A 19133-nucleotide genomic window follows, 5' to 3' on the forward strand; every position below is an offset into this window, starting at 1 on the left:
CGCGACACAAATCCAAGGGGAAGTCGCCATCTCGGGCGCGCCTTTCTTTTGCTTACTTTTCTTTGGCAAGACAAAGAAAAGTGAGTCGGTCCCGGCAGGGAACGAAAGGGGAGTGGACCACCAAGGCCCATCCCGAAACACCCATTACCGCACCCGCATCCCCGGCACCGCCCCAGAATGCGGCTCAAGAATATAAAGCCCAGGCTGAGCCTTCTCATCAGCAGCCGAAGCCGCCAACACCATCCCTTCCGACATCCCGAACTTCATCTTGCGCGGTGCCAGGTTGGCGACCATCACGGTCAGCTTGCCCACGAGATCTTCCGGCGCATACGCCGACTGGATGCCCGAAAACACATTCCGCGTCTGGCCTTCGCCCACATCCAGCGTCAGCTGCAGCAGCTTGTTCGATCCTTCCACGCGCTGGCAGGCGACGATCTTGGCGACACGCAGGTCGATCTTGGCGAAGTCGTCGATGGTGATGGTCTCGGCGATCGGCTCGATGGCGGCAGCACCGTTGGTGGCAGCAGCCGGGGCATCGGGGGTCGCCTGCAGGGACTGACGATTTGCCTCCACCAGCGCATCCACCTGCTTTTTGTCCACGCGCGTCATCAGGTGCGAATACGGCTGGATCGGCTTGGCCGACGACAGCTGCGAGTCAATCGCGTGCCAGGTCAGCGGCTCGATGTTCAGGAACGCTTCGATGCGTGCGACCGTGGCCGGCAGGACCGGCTTGAGGTAGATCGCGAGCAGGCGGAACGCTTCCAGCGCAACGGAGCACGTGGCGTGCAGCTTCTCGCGGTTCGCTTCGTCCTTGGCCAGATCCCACGGTTTTTCGGTGTCGACGAAGGCGTTGACGGCGTCGGCCAGTTCCATCACGGCACGCAGCGCCTTGCTGTACTCGCGCTTTTCGTACAGATCGGCAATCTGCGGGGCGGCTTCGCGCAGTTGCACCATGAGCGGATGGCCCAGCGCGGCATCGCTCACGCGGCCCTCGAAGCGCTTGACGAGGAAGCCCGCCGAGCGGCTGGCGATGTTGACGAACTTGCCGACCAGGTCGCTGTTCACCCGGGCGATGAAATCGTCCAGGTTCAGGTCCAGGTCTTCCATCGTCGCGTTCAGCTTGGCGGCAAAGTAGTAGCGCAGCCATTCCGGATTCAGGCCGGTGTCGATGTAGCTCTGCGCGGTGATGAACGTGCCGCGCGACTTGCTCATCTTGGCACCGTCCACGGTCAGGAAGCCGTGCGCGAACACGTTGGTCGGCGTGCGGTGGCCCGAGAACTTGAGCATGGCCGGCCAGAACAGCGTGTGGAAGTACAGGATGTCCTTGCCGATGAAGTGGTATTGCTCGGTGGTGGAGTGCTCGTTGATCCACGATTCGAAATCGAGGCCGAGCTTGCCGCACAGGTTCTTGAAACTGGCGTAGTAGCCGACCGGTGCGTCCAGCCACACGTAGAAATACTTGCCCGGCGCGCCGGGAATCTCGAAGCCGAAGTACGGGGCATCGCGCGAGATGTCCCAGTCCGACAGCTTGGCTTCGCCATCGTCGCCGAGCCACTCGCGCATCTTGTTGGTCGCTTCCGGCTGGGCCAGGTCGGCCACCCATTCGCGCAGGAACGTCTCGCAGCGCGGGTCGGAGAGCTTGAAGAAGTAATGTTCCGACGACTTGCGCACCGGCGTCGCGCCCGATACCACGGAATACGGGTTCTTCAGGTCGGTCGGCTGGTACGTCGCGCCGCAGACTTCACACGAATCACCGTATTGGTCCTTCGCGCCGCACTTGGGGCACTCGCCCTTGATGAAGCGATCCGGCAGGAACATCTCCTTGACGGGGTCGTAGAACTGCTCGACCTCGCGCACGTCGATCAGGCCGTTTTCCTTGAGCTGCAGGTAGATGCGTTCGGACAACGCCTTGTTCTCGTCCGAGTCGGTGCTGTAGTAGTTGTCGAACGAGATCAGGAAGTTGTCGAAATCGCGCTTGTGCTCCGCCCATACGCGCTCGATCAGCTGGCGCGGGGTCAGGCCTTCCTTCTCGGCGCGCAGCATGACGGGCGTGCCGTGCGTGTCGTCCGCGCCCACGTAGTAGGTCTCATGGCCGCGCATGCGCTGGAAGCGCACCCAGATGTCGGTCTGAATGTACTCGACGAGGTGGCCGATGTGGATCGGCCCGTTGGCATAGGGCAGGGCGGAAGTGACGAGGATGCGACGTTCGGACATGGGCAGGCCAGAAGAGTGCAGGCGGGCCGCAAACTGAGCGCGGCGCGCGGAGAAACGCATATTTTAGCGCGCCCGGGCCGCGCGAGCCCGCCACGGGTGAATACCGCCGATCTGCACGCCGGACCTGCGGCAGGACGCCGCATTCTGCGCAAGCCAAAAAAAAGCGCCGGTCTGAGCCGGCGCAGCTTTCCACAACGGAAAAGGAGGAGAAATCAGGTGCCGCCCGGGAGGTCAGCCACGCATCGCGAGCCAGCAACGTGTGGCAAGCGGCACCCGTTCTCTATGACTGGTCACCCTTGGATTGGTTTCAAATAAATTTCGACGCGGCGGTTTTGTGCGCGGCCGGCCTCGGTGGCGTTGTCTGCAACGGGCTGCGTCTGGCCGCGGCCTTCCGCGTTCAGGCGGTTGCGGGCGACACCGCGGTCAGTCAGGTAGCTGGCCACGCTCTGGGCGCGCTTTTGCGACAGCGTCATGTTGTAGTTCGGGTTGCCCGTGCTGTCGGTGTGGCCGACCACGGTGGCAGCCAGTTCCGGATGCTGCGTGAGCGTCTGTGCCACGCTATCCAGCGCGCCGCGGAACGAGGGCTTGATCACCGCGCTGTCGGTATCGAACGACACCTGGCTCGGGATGTTCAGCTTGAGCGACCCGTCGGGCTGTTCGGAAATTTGCGTGCCCGTGCCAGCGGTGTCACCGGCCAGCTTCGATTTGATCGCACCCCAGTTGTAGCCCACGGCTGCACCGGTTGCCGCGCCCAGCGCACCGCCGATGGCCGCGCCACGGCCATTGCCGACCAGCGCACCGATGCCGGCACCCACGGCCGCGCCGACCCCCGTGCCCACGGCGGTCTGGTTCTGCTGCTCGGTGGCGCAGCCCGCTGCCAGCAAGGCGACGAGCGAAACGGAAATAAGCTTGGCTTTCATGATTTCTCCTACGAGGTAACGGGATCGGTTCTTGTTGAGTCTGCCGATAGCCGGCGTGCCGAAGGGTTTTGGGGGGAATCGGACGAATGTTGCGCCGGCAAAATACAATAGCAAACCAGCACGTAGAGTGGCGAGTGCATTGCAAAGTTCATGTGACGCCCCTGTTGGACCGTCCCCCATTCGCATTAGATTCGTGGAGCAAATGTTGAGCGTAACCATCGAACTGATCACCGAAGCCTTGCGCGGCGTGGTCGATCCCAATACCCAGCGCGACCTGGTGTCGTCGAAATCGGTGCGCAACATCCGGGTCGATGGCGGCGAGGTGTCGCTCGACGTCGAACTCGGCTACCCGGCCAAGAGCCAGTTCGATGCGATCCGCAAGCTGGTGATCGGCGCGCTGCGCCAGGTGCAAGGTGTCGAGAATGTGAGCGTGCAGGTCTCGATGAAGATCGTCGCGCACGCGGTGCAGCGCGGTGTGAACCTGCTGCCGAACGTGAAGAACATCATCGCCGTGGCGTCGGGCAAGGGTGGCGTGGGCAAGTCGACCACCGCCGTGAACCTGGCGCTCGCACTGGCCGCTGAAGGCGCCAGCGTCGGCATTCTCGATGCCGACATCTATGGCCCGAGCCAGCCGATGATGCTCGGCATCCACGGCCAGCCGGAGTCGGCCGACGGCAAGACGATGGAGCCGATGGAGGGCCACGGCCTGCAGGCCAATTCGATCGGTTTCCTGATCGAGCAGGACAACCCGATGGTGTGGCGCGGCCCGATGGTGACCTCGGCGCTGGAGCAACTGCTCAAGCAGACGAACTGGCGCGACCTCGATTACCTCATCGTCGACATGCCGCCGGGCACGGGCGACATCCAGCTCACGCTGTCGCAGAAGGTGCCCGTGACGGGCGCGGTGATCGTCACCACGCCGCAGGACATCGCGCTGCTCGACGCCAAGAAGGGCCTGAAGATGTTCGAGAAGGTGGGGATTCCCATCATTGGCGTGGTCGAGAACATGGCGGTCTACTGCTGCCCGAACTGCGGCCACACCGAACACATTTTCGGTGCCGGCGGCGGCGAGAAGATGTGCGCGCAGTACGGCGTGCCGTTCCTGGGCAGCCTGCCGTTGAATCTCTCCATCCGCGAGCAGGCCGATTCGGGCCGGCCCACCGTGGTGGCCGACCCGGACGGCGCGATCGCCGGCGTGTACAAGCAGATCGCGCGTCGCGTCGCCATTGCCGTGGCCGAGAAGGCGAAAGACATGACGAGCAAGTTCCCGTCGATCGTCGTGCAGAACACATAAGCCATGGAACCGCGCGAGCCCTCGACCGAGCGCCCCTCCGTGCGGGTCGCGGTGGTGCTGTGCCGCCGTCCTACGGCCAACCGCTGGCAGCCGTTCCAGTGGCGGCTCGAGGCCGTGGTGCCGGATCTTGGCGAATACGGCACCGAGCCGCGCTGCCTTGATCGCACCGAGACCGAAGAGCGCTGGCTGACCCCTGGCTTTACCGTCACGCTGTTCCGCGACGAGGCCGAGGGCTACTACCTGAACGTGACGTCGGCCGCTCCATGCTGGTTTGTGCTGTGGCGCCTTGGCGAAGCCGGGACGGCCGATGAAGGACGTGCGGTTCCGCATACCGTCTGCCTCAGCTACAACGAGGCGGGCCGCTGGCTCGACGGCGGCGAGACGGTCGAGAACGCGCCGCTCGATGCCGCTGCGCTCGCGTGGCTGGAGGCTTACGTGGCCGAGAACTACCGGCCCGAGCCGAAAAAACGGCGCCGGCCGGAATCGTTCCTGCGGCCGGAAGATCGCGCCAAGTATTGATCGAGCGACATTGCCGTGAGCGACGAATCCTTCCTTTCACGCTGGTCGCGTCGCAAGGCCGCGCAGCGCCGTGGCACGCCCGAACCAGAGGCACCACCGCGTGCCGAGGTCGTGCGTCCACCGCAGCCAGAGTCGGCGCCTGCGCCTGCTGAACCGGCACCCGACGCACCGCCGCCGCTCACGCTGGAAGACGCGGCCAAGCTCACGCCCGCCGACGACTTTGCCCCATTCGTCGCGCGCGGCGTCGACGAGGTCGTCAAGCGTGCCGCCCTGAAGAAGCTCTTCGCCGATCCGCATTTCAACGTGATGGACGGGCTCGATACGTATATCGACGACTACTCCCAGCCCGACCCGATTCCGCCCGACATGCTGCGTGAACTGCGCCACACCGTAGAGCTGCGGCTGTTCGATCCGCTGGACGAGGAGGTTCCGCCGCCGGTGGCCGCGGAACCGGTATCCCAGGCAACGCCAGCCGTGACGGAGGAAACGCGCGCACAATCGCCCGCGCCGCCGGCGCAGGACGGCTCCGCCCAGGCAACCCCGCATGGCGAGGCCAGGCCGCCGTCCGTAGAATAAGAAAGCGGTCCGCGCGGCAGCCACCGCCCGGCCATGTCCCCACAGCCCGCGCGACAGACGCGGGCGTTCACGCACACATCCATGCCTACGCTGGTCTGCAGTTGCAATCACACCATGCCGCTCGATGCCGGGGCGGTGAGCGACGCCCTGCGCGCCGCCGACACGCCCATCGATGCGCCTGGCCAGACACACCACCTGCTGTGCCGCCGCGAAATCGGCGCTTTCACGCAGGCGCTCGGCGGCGCGGAGGACGTGATCGTCGCGTGCACGCAAGAGCAGGCGCTGTTTGCTGAAGTGGCCGCGCAGCAGGAAGGCGTGGTCGCGCCGATCCGCTTCGTCAATGTGCGGGAGACGGGCGGCTGGTCGGCGGGCGCCAGGCGGGACCGGCGCGGCTTTCACGCAAAGACGGCCGCACTGCTGGCCGTGGCGGGTCTGCCCGCCCCGGACCCGGTGCCGGTGGTGGATTACCGCTCCGATGGCAACCTGCTGATTGTCGGTCCGGCCGAGCGCGTGATGCCGTGGGCCGAACGCCTGGCCGATCAGCTGAGCCTGACGGTGCTGGCCACAGGCCGAGATCGCACCCTCGGGCCGCTGTCGGTGCCGATGGAACGCCGCTGGCCCGTCCACGCTGGCGAACTAGTGGCGGTCAAGGGCTGGCTGGGCGCGTTCGATGTGCAATGGCGCAGCCGCAATCCGATCGACCTCGACCGCTGCACGCGCTGCAACGCCTGCATCGATGCCTGCCCCGAAGACGCCATCGACGCGCTCTACCAGATCGACCTGGACCGCTGCCGCGATCACCGCGCCTGCGTGAATGCGTGCGGTGACGCAATGGCCATCGACTTTGGCCGTGCGCAGGCGCCGCAAACGCTATCCGGCCAGTTCGACCTTGTCTTCGATCTGAACGACGCACCCGCCTTCACGCAGCACCAGCCGCCGCAAGGCTATTTCCATGCCGGTGCGGACGCCGGGAAGCAGTTGAGCGCCTCGTTGGCGCTGCTGCAGATGGTGGGTGAATTCGAGAAACCGAAGTTCTTCCAGTACAAGGAATCCATCTGCGCGCACGGACGCAACGGGCAGGTGGGCTGCGATGCGTGTGTGCAGGTGTGTTCAGCGTCGGCCATCTCGTCGAAGTGGAAGGACGGGCGTGGCAGCGTGCAGGTCACGCCCAACCTGTGCGTGGGCTGCGGCGCCTGTACGACGGCGTGCCCGACCGGCGCGATGACCTATGCCTACCCGAGCGCGCCGTATCAGGGGCGCAAGCTCAAGACGCTGCTGAATGCGTATGCATCGGCAGGTGGGCGTGATGCCGTGGTTCTGCTCCACAACGGCGAGCGCGGCCGCGCCCTCGTCCAACACGTCGGGCGCGCCGCGCGCATCGGCAAGGCGCAGGGCCTGCCGGTGAACGTGCTGCCGGTCGAAGTCTTCCATGCGGCGTCGACCGGGCTCGAGCTGTGGTTCACGGCCCTGGCCTACGGCGCCGCACGCGTCGTCATCCTGCTCACCGAGGACGACGCGCCGCAGTACCGGGCGATGCTGGCCGAACAGGTGGCCGTGGCGCAAGCCGTGCTGCAGGGGCTGGGCGAGCCGGCCGATGGGTCGCCCGTCGTGCTGATCGACGTGACCGATGCCGCCGCGCTCGACGCGCGCCTGAACGCCGCCGACGTGTCGGGCCCGCTGCGAGGTTTCCGCCGCGACATGCCGGCCGCCACCTTCGCCGTGGCCGCCGCCAAGCGGGAGACGCTCGACTTCGCGCTGGACCACCTCGCACGTCACGCCAAGGCTACCGAGGCAATCATCCCGCTGCCCGCCGGAGCGCCGTTTGGCGCCGTCACCGTCGACCGGGAAAGCTGCACGCTGTGCATGGCGTGCGTGGGCGCATGCCCATCGCAGGCGTTGCGCGATACCGCCGAGCGCCCGGTGCTCGCCATGATCGAGCGCAACTGCGTTCAGTGCGGCCTGTGCGAGACCACCTGCCCCGAAGAAGCCATCGCCCTGGTGCCGCGCCTGAACCTGACCGCGCAGGCCCGCCAAGCCGTCACGCTGAACGAGACGCAGCCGTTCCACTGCATCCGCTGCAGCAAGCCGTTCGGCACCGCGCAGATGGTGGCGACCATGCTGGCCAAGCTCGGCGCGCATCCCGCCTTTTCGGGCGCGGCTGCCGAACGCCTCAAGATGTGCGGCGACTGCCGCGTGATCGACATGATGGAGCGCGGCGAACGCCCGGGCGCCACGCATTGAAGACTCCGTTCCCGATTCCATGACCGACGCCCAGCCCCTGCAATTCCAGCTCGCCGCCACGCCCCCCGACAGCGCCGAGGACCTGGCCCGTGCCGACCTGTACGGCTTGCTCGCGACGCTGTTCTTTCGCGCGCCCGATGCCGATTTGCTGCAGCGCATCGCCGCCGCGCCGCTGGACCCGGTGGACGACGGCAGCGCCGATCCGGCCGATGCCGAAGCCGCCGCCGGCAGCGCCCTGAGCCAGGCCTGGCGCCGCCTTGTCACGCGTGCCGGCAAGACTGGCGCCGCGCAGGCGGACGACGAGTACACCGACCTCTTCATCGGCGTCGGCAAGCCCGAAGTCTTTCTGTACGGCTCGTACTACCAGGCCGGCTTTCTCAACGAAAAGCCGCTCGTGGTGCTGCGCGACGACCTGCGCCGCTATGGCCTGGAGCGCGCCGAGGGCATCACCGAGACCGAAGACCACATTGCCACGCTGTGCGAGGTCATGCGTTACCTGATCGCGGGGGACGATGCGAAGCTCGGCCGCATTGAAGAGCAGCGCGCCTTCTTCCAGCGTCATCTAGCACCGTGGGTGGACACCGCGTGCGATGCTGTGTTGCAGCATCCGCGTGCGGGGTTTTATGCCGATGTCGCAGGTTTGGCGAAAGCGTTTTTTGATGTGGAACGGCTCGCGCTCGAACTCGCGTGACCGTGGTCCGCATCGTTGCCTAGAAAATAAGCACAACACGAAGACTTGCGCCCTGTGAGCATCCCGGCGGGGTGGGACAACGCTTGCCGATTGAAAAAATTCATCGGCAAATCGTCAGGAAAATCCCGAGTTGAGCGGTACTGAGCATGGTTTTCTGGTGCCGTTACTTCTAGAATGTGTCGGATATTTCCTATTACATTCGGTCATCGGTCCGGCAAAGCCGGGGAGCTTCGACATGCCAACCGTCCCTCACGCCCATGCTCAAGCGGATTCCCTTGATTCCGCACCTACGCGCCGCCGCTTCCTGATGGGCGCCGCCGTGGCGGCCGCCGGCACGGCCGCCACGGCAGGTCACCTGGCCCAGCAGGCCAGCGCCGGCTCCGCGCAGCCGGCCCAGCCCGCCGACGATGGCACCACGGGCTACCGTCTGACCGAACACATCCGCAAGTACTACAAGACGACCTGGATCTGACGCGCCGCGTTCGCGCGCCCGTTTCCATTTCGCAGACCCCACATCTTCAGGTGACCCCATGCTTCTGACCCGCAAACCGGCGGTACAGGACACCAAAGCCGCCCCGGCACGCCGCTCGGGCACAACCTCGCTCACGGGCAGCCTGGCCCGCAGCCTGGCCGGCGCGCTGCCGACCATGGACCGCCGCACGTTCCTCAAGCGCTCCGGCATTGGCGTGGGCGCGGGGCTGGCCGCCACGCAGCTTTCGCTCGTGAAGAAGTCGGTGGTGGGCGAGGCGCAGGCGGCCGAGGGCAAGGGGGACATCGTGGTGCGCCGTACCGTGTGCTCGCACTGCTCGGTCGGGTGCGCCGTCGATGCCGTCGTGCAAAACGGTGTGTGGGTGCGCCAGGAGCCGGTGTTCGATTCGCCGATCAACATGGGCGCGCACTGCGCCAAGGGTGCCGCGCTGCGCGAACACGGCCACGGCGAATACCGCCTCAAGACGCCGATGAAGCTCGTTGACGGCCGCTACCAGCGCATCAGCTGGGAGCAGGCGCTCAACGAGATCGTCGCCAAGATGAAGACCATCCGCGAGGAAACCGGCCCGGATTCGTTCTTCTTTGTTGGCTCATCCAAGCACAGCAACGAGCAGGCGTACCTGCTGCGCAAGTGGGTGTCGTTCTTCGGCACCAACAACTGCGACCACCAGGCGCGCATCTGTCACAGCACCACGGTGGCGGGCGTCGCCAACACGTGGGGCTATGGCGCGATGACCAATTCGTACAACGACATGCAGAACGCCAAGTGCGCGCTGTACATCGGCTCGAACGCGGCCGAGGCGCACCCGGTGTCGATGCTGCATCTGCTGCATGCCAAGGAGAACGGCTGCAAGGTCATCGTGGTCGACCCGCGCTACACGCGCACGGCGGCCAAGTCCGATGAATACGTCCGCATCCGTTCGGGCACCGACATCGCGTTCCTGTTCGGGGTGCTGTACCACATCTTCAAAAACGGCTGGGAAGACAAGCAGTACATCCACGACCGCGTCTATGGCATGGACAAGGTGCGCGAGGAAGTGCTCGCCAAATGGACGCCGGACAAGGTCGAGGAAGTGTGCGGCGTGCCGGAGGCGCAGGTGCACAAGGTCGCCGAGATGATGGCGATGAACCGCCCGAGCACACTCGTGTGGTGCATGGGCCAGACGCAGCACACCATCGGCAACGCCATCGTGCGTGCGTCGTGCATCGTGCAGCTGGCGCTGGGCAACATCGGCAAGTCGGGCGGCGGGGCCAACATCTTCCGCGGGCACGACAACGTGCAGGGCGCGACCGACGTCGGCCCGAACCCCGATTCGCTGCCGGGCTACTACGGTCTGGCCGCCGGGGCGTGGAAGCACTTCGCGGCCGTGTGGGGCGTCGATTACGACTGGATCAAGGGCCGCTTCGCCTCGCAGGCCATGATGGAAAAGTCCGGCACGACGGTCTCGCGCTGGGCCGACGCAGTGCTCGAGAAGAACGACCTGATCGACCAGGACAACAACGTCCGCGCCGTCTTCTATTGGGGCCATGCACCCAACTCGCAGACGCGTGGCATGGACATGAAACGCGCGCTCGACAAGCTGGACTTGCTGGTGGTGGTGGATCCGTATCCGTCGGCCACGGCGGCGATGGCCAACATGCCCTCGGCCGAAGGCACGCCACCGAACCCGAACCGCGCGGTCTATCTGTTGCCGGCTGCCACGCAGTTCGAAACGTCGGGTTCATGCACGGCGTCGAACCGCTCGCTGCAGTGGCGCGAGAAGGTCATCGAGCCGCTGTTTGAGTCGCAGCCCGACCACGTCATCATGCAGGCGTTTGCCGACCGCCTGGGTTTCGGCAAGGAGCTGTCGAAGAACTACAAGATCAGCGAATACAAGCGCGCCGGCATGACATGGCGCGAGCCCGAGATCGAATCGATCCTGCGCGAGATCAATCGCGGCAACTGGACGATCGGCTACACCGGTCAGTCGCCGGAACGCCTGAAGGCGCACATGCGCAACATGCACCTGTTTGACGTGCGCACCCTGCGCTGCAAGGGCGGCAAGGATCCGCAAACCGGCTACGACCTCACCGGGGATTACTTCGGCCTGCCGTGGCCGTGCTACGGCACGCCGGAACTGAAGCATCCGGGCTCGCCCAACCTGTACGACACCAGCAGGCACGTGATGGACGGCGGCGGCAACTTCCGCGCCAACTTCGGCGTGGAGCGCGACGGCGTCAACCTCCTGGCCGAAGACGGCTCGTGCTCGCTGGGCGCCGAGCTCACCACGGGCTACCCCGAATTCGACCACGTCTTCCTCAAGAAACTCGGCTGGTGGGATGACCTGACCGACGCCGAAAAGAAGGCCGCCGAAGGCAAGAACTGGAAGACCGATCTGTCCGGCGGCATCCAGCGCGTGGCGATGAAGCACGGCTGCCATCCGTTTGGCAACGCCAAGGCGCGCGCCGTCGTGTGGAACTTCCCCGACGGCATTCCGCAGCACCGCGAGCCGCTGTATTCCACACGGCCCGACATGGTCGCCAAGTACCCGACGCACGACGACAAGAAGGTGTTCTGGCGCCTGCCCACGCTGTACAAGACGGTGCAGCAGCGCAACATCGAGAACAAGGTCTACGAGAAATTCCCGATCATCCTCACGTCCGGCCGCCTGGTCGAATACGAGGGCGGGGGTGAAGAGACGCGCTCGAACCCGTGGCTGGCTGAGCTGCAGCAGGAGAACTTTGTCGAGATCAACCCGAAGGCCGCGGCCGACCGGGGCATCCGCCACAACGACTTCGTCTGGGTCAAGACGCCGACCGGCGCCCAGATCAAGGTGCGCGCGCTGGTGACGGAGCGCGTGGGCGTGGACCACGCCTTCATCCCGTTCCACTTCTCGGGCTGGTGGCAGGGCAAGGATCTGCTCGGCTATTACCCGGAAGGCGCTCACCCGATCGTGCGCGGCGAGGCCGTCAACACAGCCACCACCTACGGCTACGACTCGGTGACGATGATGCAGGAAACGAAAACGACGGTCTGCCAGATCGAGCGTTTCGCATAACGGGGAGCGATCATGGCGCGCATGAAATTCATCTGTGACAGCGAGCGCTGCATCGAATGCAACGCCTGCGCCACGGCCTGCAAGAACGAACACGAAGTGCCCTGGGGCGTGAACCGGCGCCGCGTGGTCACGATCAACGACGGCATGATCGGCGCGGAGAAATCCATCTCCGTGGCGTGCATGCATTGCTCCGATGCGCCGTGCATGGCGGTCTGCCCGGTGGACTGCTTCTACCGCACCGAAGACGGCGTGGTGCTGCACGACAAGGACGTCTGCATCGGCTGCGGCTACTGCTCGTATGCGTGCCCGTTCGGTGCGCCGCAGTTCCCGAGCCAGGGCACGTTCGGCGTGCGCGGCAAGATGGACAAGTGCACGTTCTGCGCCGGCGGCCCCGAGAAGAACGGCAGCGAGGAAGAATTCGAGAAGTACGGCCGCAACCGCCTGGCCGAAGGCAAGCTGCCGCTGTGCGCGGAAATGTGCTCGACCAAGGCGCTGCTCGGCGGCGATGGCGATGTCATTTCCGACATCCTGCGTAACCGTGTCATGAAACGCGGGAAGGGCGCGGAGTTGTTCGGATGGGGCACGGCCTACGGCGGCACGCAGGGTAAGGGCGGTCAGGCGGCACCGGCGGGCCAGCCTGCGCCCGCTGCACCGGCTTCCACGCCAGGAGCCCAATCATGAGCCCGCGCGTCAAGATGCCTTCGCGACCGACGGGGCTGCTGATCGCGCTCGGCGCGGTGCTGCTGCTCGGCGCTTGCGGCGAGCGCTCGCAAACCGCCCTTGCATCGCACCGCAAGGACGACGCTCCCGCCTACAAGGGCGCGCAGGACGATCCGTTTGTGGCCAAAGGCTGGACGCCCGGTGACCGCACGAGCTGGGTGAACCAGATCCGCGCGCGCGGCCAGTACCAGAACGAGTACAACAAGACGCCATGACGCGCGCAAGCGGAGGTCTGTCCATGGGTACGTCCTGGAAACACCTTGTGATGGCGGTGCTGTTGGGGGGAGCTGCCACGCTGGCGGTTGCGCAGCAAGCGGCCAGCGGGCCGGCAGCGAACGCGCAACCCCTCAATCCGGCCGTGCAGCCGGCGCAGCCGTTTTCCAACATCGTTTCGGAGAACGTCTTTGACGTGCAGAAGCGTGATCTCGCCAAGGAAGCGCAGGACCAGGCCGCGCGACGCACGACGCAGCCCGGCAACAATGCGCCCGTCTGGCGCGAGGTGAATTCGGACCAGGCGCACTACGCCAGCATCCCCGGGCTCGAGGCCGGCGTGCTGATCCAGCGCACGGGCCAGAAATGGCGTCTGTTCCGCAACGGCGTCATCACCGTGTGGGGCGGCTGGCTGCTGGTGCTGGTGCCGCTGGCCATCCTGGGCTTCTTCCTGTGGAAGGGGACGATCCGCCTGAAGGAAGCGCCCACCGGCCGCAAGATCGAACGTTTCACGCCCACCGAACGCTACGTCCACTGGACGATGGCGATCTCGTTCGTCACGCTCGGCGTGTCTGGCATCGTCATGCTGTGGGGCAAGCACTTCCTGCTGCCGGTCCTGGGGCACCAGCTGTTCGGCTGGCTGACGTATGTGCTGAAGAACCTGCACAACCTGGTCGGGCCGTTGTTTACGGTCAGCATCGTCGTTGCCTTCGTGATGTGGGTCCGCGACAACCTCCCGCGCCGCGGCGACCTCAAATGGCTGCTGAGCCTGGGCGGCATGTTTGCCGGCGACCACGGGGCCGAAGTCCCGTCGCATCGCTTCAATGCGGGCGAGAAGCTCTGGTTCTGGGGCGGCCTGGTCGTATTCGGGTTGATTCTCTCGGCGTCGGGCTGGGTGCTCGATCGCATCGTCCCGGGCGTCGACTATTACCGCAGCACCATGCAACTCGCCGAGATCATCCACGCCATTGCGGCGGTGGGCATGATGTGCATGTCGCTGGGCCATATCTACCTCGGCACGATCGGCATGGAAGGCGCCTACCGGGCCATGCGCGACGGCTATGTCGACGAGGCCTGGGCCAAGGAGCACCACGAGCTCTGGTACGACGACATCAAGGCCGGCAAGATTGCCGCGCAGCGCTCGCAGCCGCCCGCTCCCCCGGCGGCGGAGCATCCCGTCAAATCCTGACGCCATCGATTCAAGGAGCTTCACCATGCATGCATCCGCGATGACGCGCGCCGCACGTATGGCCGTCGCGGCCAGCCTGCTGAGTCTCGCGAGCGGGCTGGCTTTCGCAAAACTGCCGGCCCTGACAGAAGAGCAACAGGCACAGGCCGCGCTGGCCAAGGCCAAGGCAGCGTGGACCGACAAGGTGGCTGCATTCCAGACCTGCAAGGCGCAAGACAAGGTGGCGGCGGCGTATCGGGCCAGCGGCAAGGGCGCGCTTACGCAGCCGGGCACGCCGTGTGCGGATCCGGGGCCGTTCGTGGCGCCTGCGCCGGCCGCGCCGGCGCCCGCTGCAAAAGGCTGATCGGCTGCCGATGTTGCGGGTTCATCATCCGGCAGTACAATCGTCTGCTCGCAAGTGAACCCTGACTGGAGGTGACACATGAAGCAACTCGCGATTGGACTTGCCGTGCTGGGCCTGATGGCTGGCTGTGCATCGAATACCGGCTCGACAGCCAGGACGGCTGACTCGGCCATGGCCGCTTCGGCCGTGCTGGCGCCCAAGAGCGGCAGCACCGTGCAAGGCAGCGTGAAGCTGGTGCAACAAGGCGACAATCGGGTTGCCATGGCCGTGGACATTTCGGGCCTGCCGGCCAACGGCATGTTCGGTTTCCATGTGCACGAGAAGGGCGATTGCTCGTCGCCGGACGGCAACAGCGCCGGCGGCCACTTCAATCCGACCGGCCAGCAGCATGGCGATCCGCGCAGCGGCGCGCACCATGCCGGCGACATCCCGATGCTCCAATCCGACGCCAACGGCAAGGCCGTCGGCTCGATCGTCCTCTCCGGCGTGACGCTGACCCCGGGACCGACCAGCCTCGTTGGCCATGCGCTGATCGTGCATGCCGGCAAGGATGACTACAAGACCCAGCCCACCGGCAATTCCGGCGGGCGCATCGCCTGCGGCGTGATCGTGGCGAACTGATCGCCGGAGCACGTGCCCATCTGCGGATGGGCATTGCCTGCATGCCAATGCGCACGCCTGCCGTGCGCATTTTTGTTTGAAACCCGATTCGATGCCGCTGCGCCCTTACCTGACCAACGCTTCTGTTCCGCTGCTCGATGAGGTCGACGTCGTCGACGAGCTCGGCCGTACGCGCACCGTCCACATTCCCGGCGAGCGGCCACTCACCGTCTACCTCGACAAGCGCGAACTCGTGACGTTGATGACGCTCGGCGCCGCCCCCGAGGCGCTGGTGCTCGGCTACCTGCGCAACCAGCGCCTCATCGGAAGCATTGAGGACATCGCCTCGGTGCAGGTCGACTGGGAGACCGAATCCGCGGCGGTCACCACGCGCGCCGGCATTGCAGACCTGGACGAAAAGACCGCGCGCCGCACTGTCACGACCGGCTGCGGGCAGGGCACGGTGTTCGGCTCGCTGATGGACGAAGTGGACGCCATCCACCTGCGGCCCGACGCGCGCATGACGCAGACAACGCTGTACCGCGTGGTCGATACCATCCGCCTGCAGCAGTCGATCTACAAGCAGGCGGGCTCCGTGCATGGCTGCGCGCTGTTCGATGCGCGCGGCGAGCTGCTCGTCTTTATTGAAGACGTGGGCCGCCACAATGCCGTGGACGCGATTGCCGGCCGCATGTGGCTCGACGGCATGGAAGGCGGCGACAAGATCTTCTACACCACCGGGCGCCTGACCTCCGAAATGGTCATCAAGGGCGCGCAGATGGGCATCCCGTTCCTGCTGTCGCGCTCGGGTGTCACACAGATGGGCTACCAGATGGCACAGCGGGTGAACCTCACGCTGTTTGCGCGATGCACCGGCCGGCATTTTCTGCTCTATACCGGACCGGAGCGCTTTGTGGCCGAACCGGAGATGGCCGGGGTGGTCGGCGCGCGCGGCCAACTGCCGCAGCCCGTCAATTCCAGCGGGTAAGCCCTGCGCAAGCCATCGCCCGGCCCGGGGTTTTCCGTCACAGGTTTGGGAGTACAATCCGCGTTCCAAAGCGGACCGGGCATCGACCTTGCGACCCGGCGTGACCAAATGGGGACAGTTTTCGCACCGCGAAGGCTGCCCCCATTTGTTCATCCAAGGTATCTGGACGCTCCATGAGCATCAAATCCGACAAATGGATCCGCCGCATGGCCGAGCAGCACGGCATGATCGAGCCGTTCGAGCCCGGTCAGGTGCGCGAGGCAGACGGCCGGCGCATCGTCTCGTACGGCACGTCGAGCTACGGCTACGACATCCGCTGCGCCGACGAATTCAAGATCTTCACCAACATCAACAGCACCATCGTCGATCCGAAGAACTTCGACGAGAAGTCGTTTGTCGACTTCAAGGGCGATGTGTGCATCATCCCGCCGAACTCCTTCGCACTCGCTCGCACGGTCGAGTACTTCCGCATCCCGCGCACGGTGCTGACGGTGTGTCTGGGCAAGAGCACGTACGCGCGCTGCGGGATCATCGTCAACGTGACGCCGTTCGAACCCGAATGGGAAGGCTACGTGACGCTGGAGTTCTCGAACACGACGCCCCTGCCCGCCAAGATCTACGCCGGCGAGGGCTGCGCGCAGGTGCTGTTCTTCGAGAGCGACGAGGAATGCGAAACCTCGTACAAGGACCGCGGTGGCAAATACCAGGGCCAGCACGGCGTGACGCTTCCCAAGACCTAGTTTTCTCTCCGTTTCCGACCTACGGAGCGGTGCCTTTCTGCATTAAGGAACCACGATGAAATTCCGCTTTCCCGTCATCATCATCGACGAGGACTTCCGCTCCGAGAACGTCTCCGGGTCGGGCATTCGCGCGCTGGCCCAGGCCATCGAGCAGGAAGGGATGGAGGTCACGGGCCTCACCAGCTACGGTGACCTGACGTCGTTTGCACAACAGTCGAGCCGCGCGTCGACCTTCATCGTCTCGATCGACGACGACGAGTTCATCAACCCGGACAGCGACAAGCCGGAGCCGGAAGCGGTCGAGAACCTGCGCGCCTTCGTGGCCGAAGTGCGCCGCCGCAATGCCGACATCCCGATCTTCCTGTACGGCGAGACGCGCACCTCGCGCCACCTGCCCAACGATGTCCTGCGCGAGCTGCACGGCTTCATCCACATGTTCGAGGACACGCCGGAGTTCGTGGCCCGGCACATCATCCGCGAAGCGCGCAACTATCTCGATTCACTGCCGCCGCCGTTCTTCAAGGCGCTGATCGACTACGCGCAGGACAGCTCGTATTCGTGGCACTGCCCGGGGCACTCGGGTGGCGTGGCGTTCCTCAAGAGCCCCGTCGGCCAAGTGTTCCACCAGTTCTTCGGCGAGAACATGCTGCGCGCCGACGTCTGCAACGCAGTGGAAGAGCTCGGCCAGCTGCTCGACCACACGGGCCCGGTAGCAGCATCGGAGCGCAATGCCGCGCGCATCTTCGGCTCGGACCACATGTTCTTCGTGACCAACGGTACGTCCACGTCGAACAAGATGGTCTGGCACGCCAACGTGGCCCCCGGCGACATCGTCGTGGTGGACCGCAACTGCCACAAGTCGATCCTGCACGCGATCATGATGACGGGCGCGATTCCCGTGTTCCTGATGCCGACGCGCAACCACTACGGCATCATCGGCCCGATTCCGCAGAGCGAGTTCGAGCCGGAGACGATCGCCAAGAAGATCGCCGACCACCCCTTCGCCAGCCAGGCCAAGAACAAGAAGCCGCGCATCCTGACCATCACGCAGGGCACGTACGACGGCGTGCTCTACAACGCCGAGCGCATCAAGCACATGCTGTCGACCGAGATCGACACGCTGCACTTTGACGAGGCCTGGCTGCCGCACGCCGCCTTCCACCCGTTCTACCGCGACATGCACGCCATCGGCCACGGCCGCGCGCGCAGCAAGGACGCGCTGGTGTTTGCCACACAGAGTACGCACAAGCTGCTGGCCGGTCTGTCGCAGGCGTCGCAGATCCTCGTGCAGGATTCCGAGACGCGCAAGCTCGATACGTACCGCTTCAACGAGGCGTATCTCATGCATACGTCGACGAGCCCGCAGTACTCGATCATTGCCTCGTGCGACGTGGCCGCGGCGATGATGGAAGCGCCGGGCGGCACCGCGCTGGTGGAGGAGAGCATTGCCGAAGCGCTGGACTTCCGCCGCGCCATGCGCAAGGTCGAGCACGAATACCTGGGCGCGAATGGCGGCAACGGCCGCGGCGACGACTGGTGGTTCAAGGTCTGGGGCCCGAACGATCTGTCCGACGAAGGCATCGAAGATCGCGAAGCCTGGATGCTCAAGGCCAACGACCGCTGGCACGGCTTCGGCAACCTGGCCGAAGACTTCAACCTGCTCGACCCGATCAAGGCCACGATCATCACCCCGGGCCTCGACGTGGACGGCAAGTTCAGCGACTCGGGCATCCCGGCCGCCATCGTTACGCGCTACTTGGCCGAGCACGGCATCATCGTCGAGAAGACCGGCCTGTACTCGTTTTTCATCATGTTCACCATCGGCATCACCAAGGGCCGCTGGAACTCGATGGTGACCGAGCTGCAGCAGTTCAAGGACGACTACGACAACAACCAGCCGCTGTGGCGCGTGTTGCCGGAGTTCGTGCGCCAGTATCCGCAGTACGAGCGCATCGGCCTGCGCGAGCTGTGCGACAGCATCCACAGCGTCTACCAGGCCAACGATGTCGCGCGCGTGACGACCGAGATGTACTTGTCCAACATGGAGCCTGCGATGAAGCCGTCCGACGCCTGGGCCAAGATGGCGCACCGCGAAACTGAGCGCGTGGCGATCGACGAGCTGGAAGGCCGCATTACCGCCATCCTGCTGACGCCGTATCCGCCGGGCATTCCGCTGCTGATTCCGGGCGAGCGCTTCAACAAGACGATCGTGCAGTACCTGCAGTTCGCGCGCGACTTCAACCGCCTGTTCCCTGGCTTCGAGACCGACATCCACGGGCTGGTGGAAGAGGAAGTCGACGGCAAGATGGGGTACTTTGTGGACTGCGTGCGCTGAGATCCAGCCGCACAAAAACAAAACGC

Annotated in this window: 17 protein-coding genes; 15 read left to right on the forward strand and 2 right to left on the reverse strand. The window is 65.3% G+C overall.

The window, feature by feature from the left end; genetic code table 11:
* Positions 1–144 precede the first annotated feature (144 nt).
* Together metG and KHN96_RS10010 are read right to left on the reverse strand one after the other, a co-directional pair.
* Positions 145–2214, reverse strand: coding sequence for a methionine--tRNA ligase (gene metG, locus KHN96_RS10005; RefSeq protein ID WP_062738384.1), 2070 nt, complete (start codon positions 2212–2214; stop codon positions 145–147).
* Positions 2215–2504: 290 nt separating this feature from the next.
* Complete coding sequence (locus KHN96_RS10010; RefSeq protein ID WP_045787451.1) at positions 2505–3134, reverse strand: YiaD family glycine zipper/OmpA-like lipoprotein; 630 nt, start codon at positions 3132–3134, stop codon at positions 2505–2507.
* Between the two features lie 202 nt (positions 3135–3336).
* Here KHN96_RS10010 and apbC point away from each other — a divergent pair, with 202 nt between their 5' ends.
* From apbC to KHN96_RS10085, 15 genes are all read left to right on the forward strand, one after another.
* The gene (gene apbC / locus KHN96_RS10015; protein WP_202966846.1) at positions 3337–4428 is read left to right on the forward strand and encodes an iron-sulfur cluster carrier protein ApbC; all 1092 of its coding nucleotides are present in this window, start codon (positions 3337–3339) and stop codon (positions 4426–4428) included.
* 3 nt (positions 4429–4431) lie between these two features.
* Positions 4432–4947, forward strand: coding sequence for a DUF3305 domain-containing protein (locus KHN96_RS10020; RefSeq protein WP_062738274.1), 516 nt, complete (start codon positions 4432–4434; stop codon positions 4945–4947).
* A 15-nt stretch (positions 4948–4962) separates the two neighbouring features.
* Positions 4963–5523, forward strand: a complete 561-nt coding sequence (locus tag KHN96_RS10025) for a DUF3306 domain-containing protein (protein WP_045787449.1) — start codon at positions 4963–4965, stop codon at positions 5521–5523.
* Positions 5524–5604: 81 nt separating this feature from the next.
* Positions 5605–7764 carry a 4Fe-4S binding protein gene (locus tag KHN96_RS10030; protein ID WP_062738275.1) on the forward strand — a complete coding sequence of 720 codons (2160 nt, stop codon included), beginning with the start codon at positions 5605–5607 and terminating at the stop codon, positions 7762–7764.
* Between the two features lie 19 nt (positions 7765–7783).
* Positions 7784–8455 (forward strand): TorD/DmsD family molecular chaperone, encoded by a 672-nt coding sequence (locus KHN96_RS10035; protein WP_045787447.1) that lies wholly within the window; start codon positions 7784–7786, stop codon positions 8453–8455.
* A 235-nt stretch (positions 8456–8690) separates the two neighbouring features.
* Positions 8691–8927, forward strand: coding sequence for a formate dehydrogenase (locus KHN96_RS10040; RefSeq protein ID WP_062738276.1), 237 nt, complete (start codon positions 8691–8693; stop codon positions 8925–8927).
* A gap of 58 nt (positions 8928–8985) precedes the next feature.
* Positions 8986–11982, forward strand: coding sequence for a molybdopterin-dependent oxidoreductase (locus KHN96_RS10045; protein ID WP_062738277.1), 2997 nt, complete (start codon positions 8986–8988; stop codon positions 11980–11982).
* Between the two features lie 12 nt (positions 11983–11994).
* Entirely contained in the window at positions 11995–12663 is a 669-nt protein-coding gene (gene fdh3B / locus KHN96_RS10050; RefSeq protein ID WP_045787444.1) for a formate dehydrogenase FDH3 subunit beta, read from the forward strand.
* Positions 12664–12677: 14 nt separating this feature from the next.
* On the forward strand, positions 12678–12917 hold the full coding sequence (locus KHN96_RS10055) for a hypothetical protein (RefSeq protein ID WP_045787916.1): 240 nt from the start codon (positions 12678–12680) through the stop codon (positions 12915–12917).
* Between the two features lie 23 nt (positions 12918–12940).
* A complete protein-coding gene (locus KHN96_RS10060) occupies positions 12941–14101 on the forward strand; it encodes a formate dehydrogenase subunit gamma (RefSeq protein ID WP_062738278.1) in 1161 nt (386 codons plus the stop codon).
* A gap of 25 nt (positions 14102–14126) precedes the next feature.
* Positions 14127–14444, forward strand: a complete 318-nt coding sequence (locus KHN96_RS10065; RefSeq protein WP_045787442.1) for a hypothetical protein — start codon at positions 14127–14129, stop codon at positions 14442–14444.
* 78 nt (positions 14445–14522) lie between these two features.
* Positions 14523–15065: a superoxide dismutase family protein gene (locus KHN96_RS10070; RefSeq protein WP_045787441.1), complete on the forward strand. Its 543-nt coding sequence runs from the start codon at positions 14523–14525 to the stop codon at positions 15063–15065.
* A gap of 91 nt (positions 15066–15156) precedes the next feature.
* Entirely contained in the window at positions 15157–16032 is an 876-nt protein-coding gene (locus KHN96_RS10075; protein ID WP_045787440.1) for a formate dehydrogenase accessory sulfurtransferase FdhD, read from the forward strand.
* Positions 16033–16205: 173 nt separating this feature from the next.
* Positions 16206–16772: a dCTP deaminase gene (dcd, locus tag KHN96_RS10080; protein WP_045787439.1), complete on the forward strand. Its 567-nt coding sequence runs from the start codon at positions 16206–16208 to the stop codon at positions 16770–16772.
* A 55-nt stretch (positions 16773–16827) separates the two neighbouring features.
* Entirely contained in the window at positions 16828–19107 is a 2280-nt protein-coding gene (locus KHN96_RS10085) for an arginine/lysine/ornithine decarboxylase (RefSeq protein ID WP_045787438.1), read from the forward strand.
* Positions 19108–19133: the final 26 nt, after the last annotated feature.

The sequence above is a fragment of the Ralstonia mannitolilytica genome (genome assembly GCF_905397375.1).
GTDB lineage: Bacteria > Pseudomonadota > Gammaproteobacteria > Burkholderiales > Burkholderiaceae > Ralstonia > Ralstonia mannitolilytica.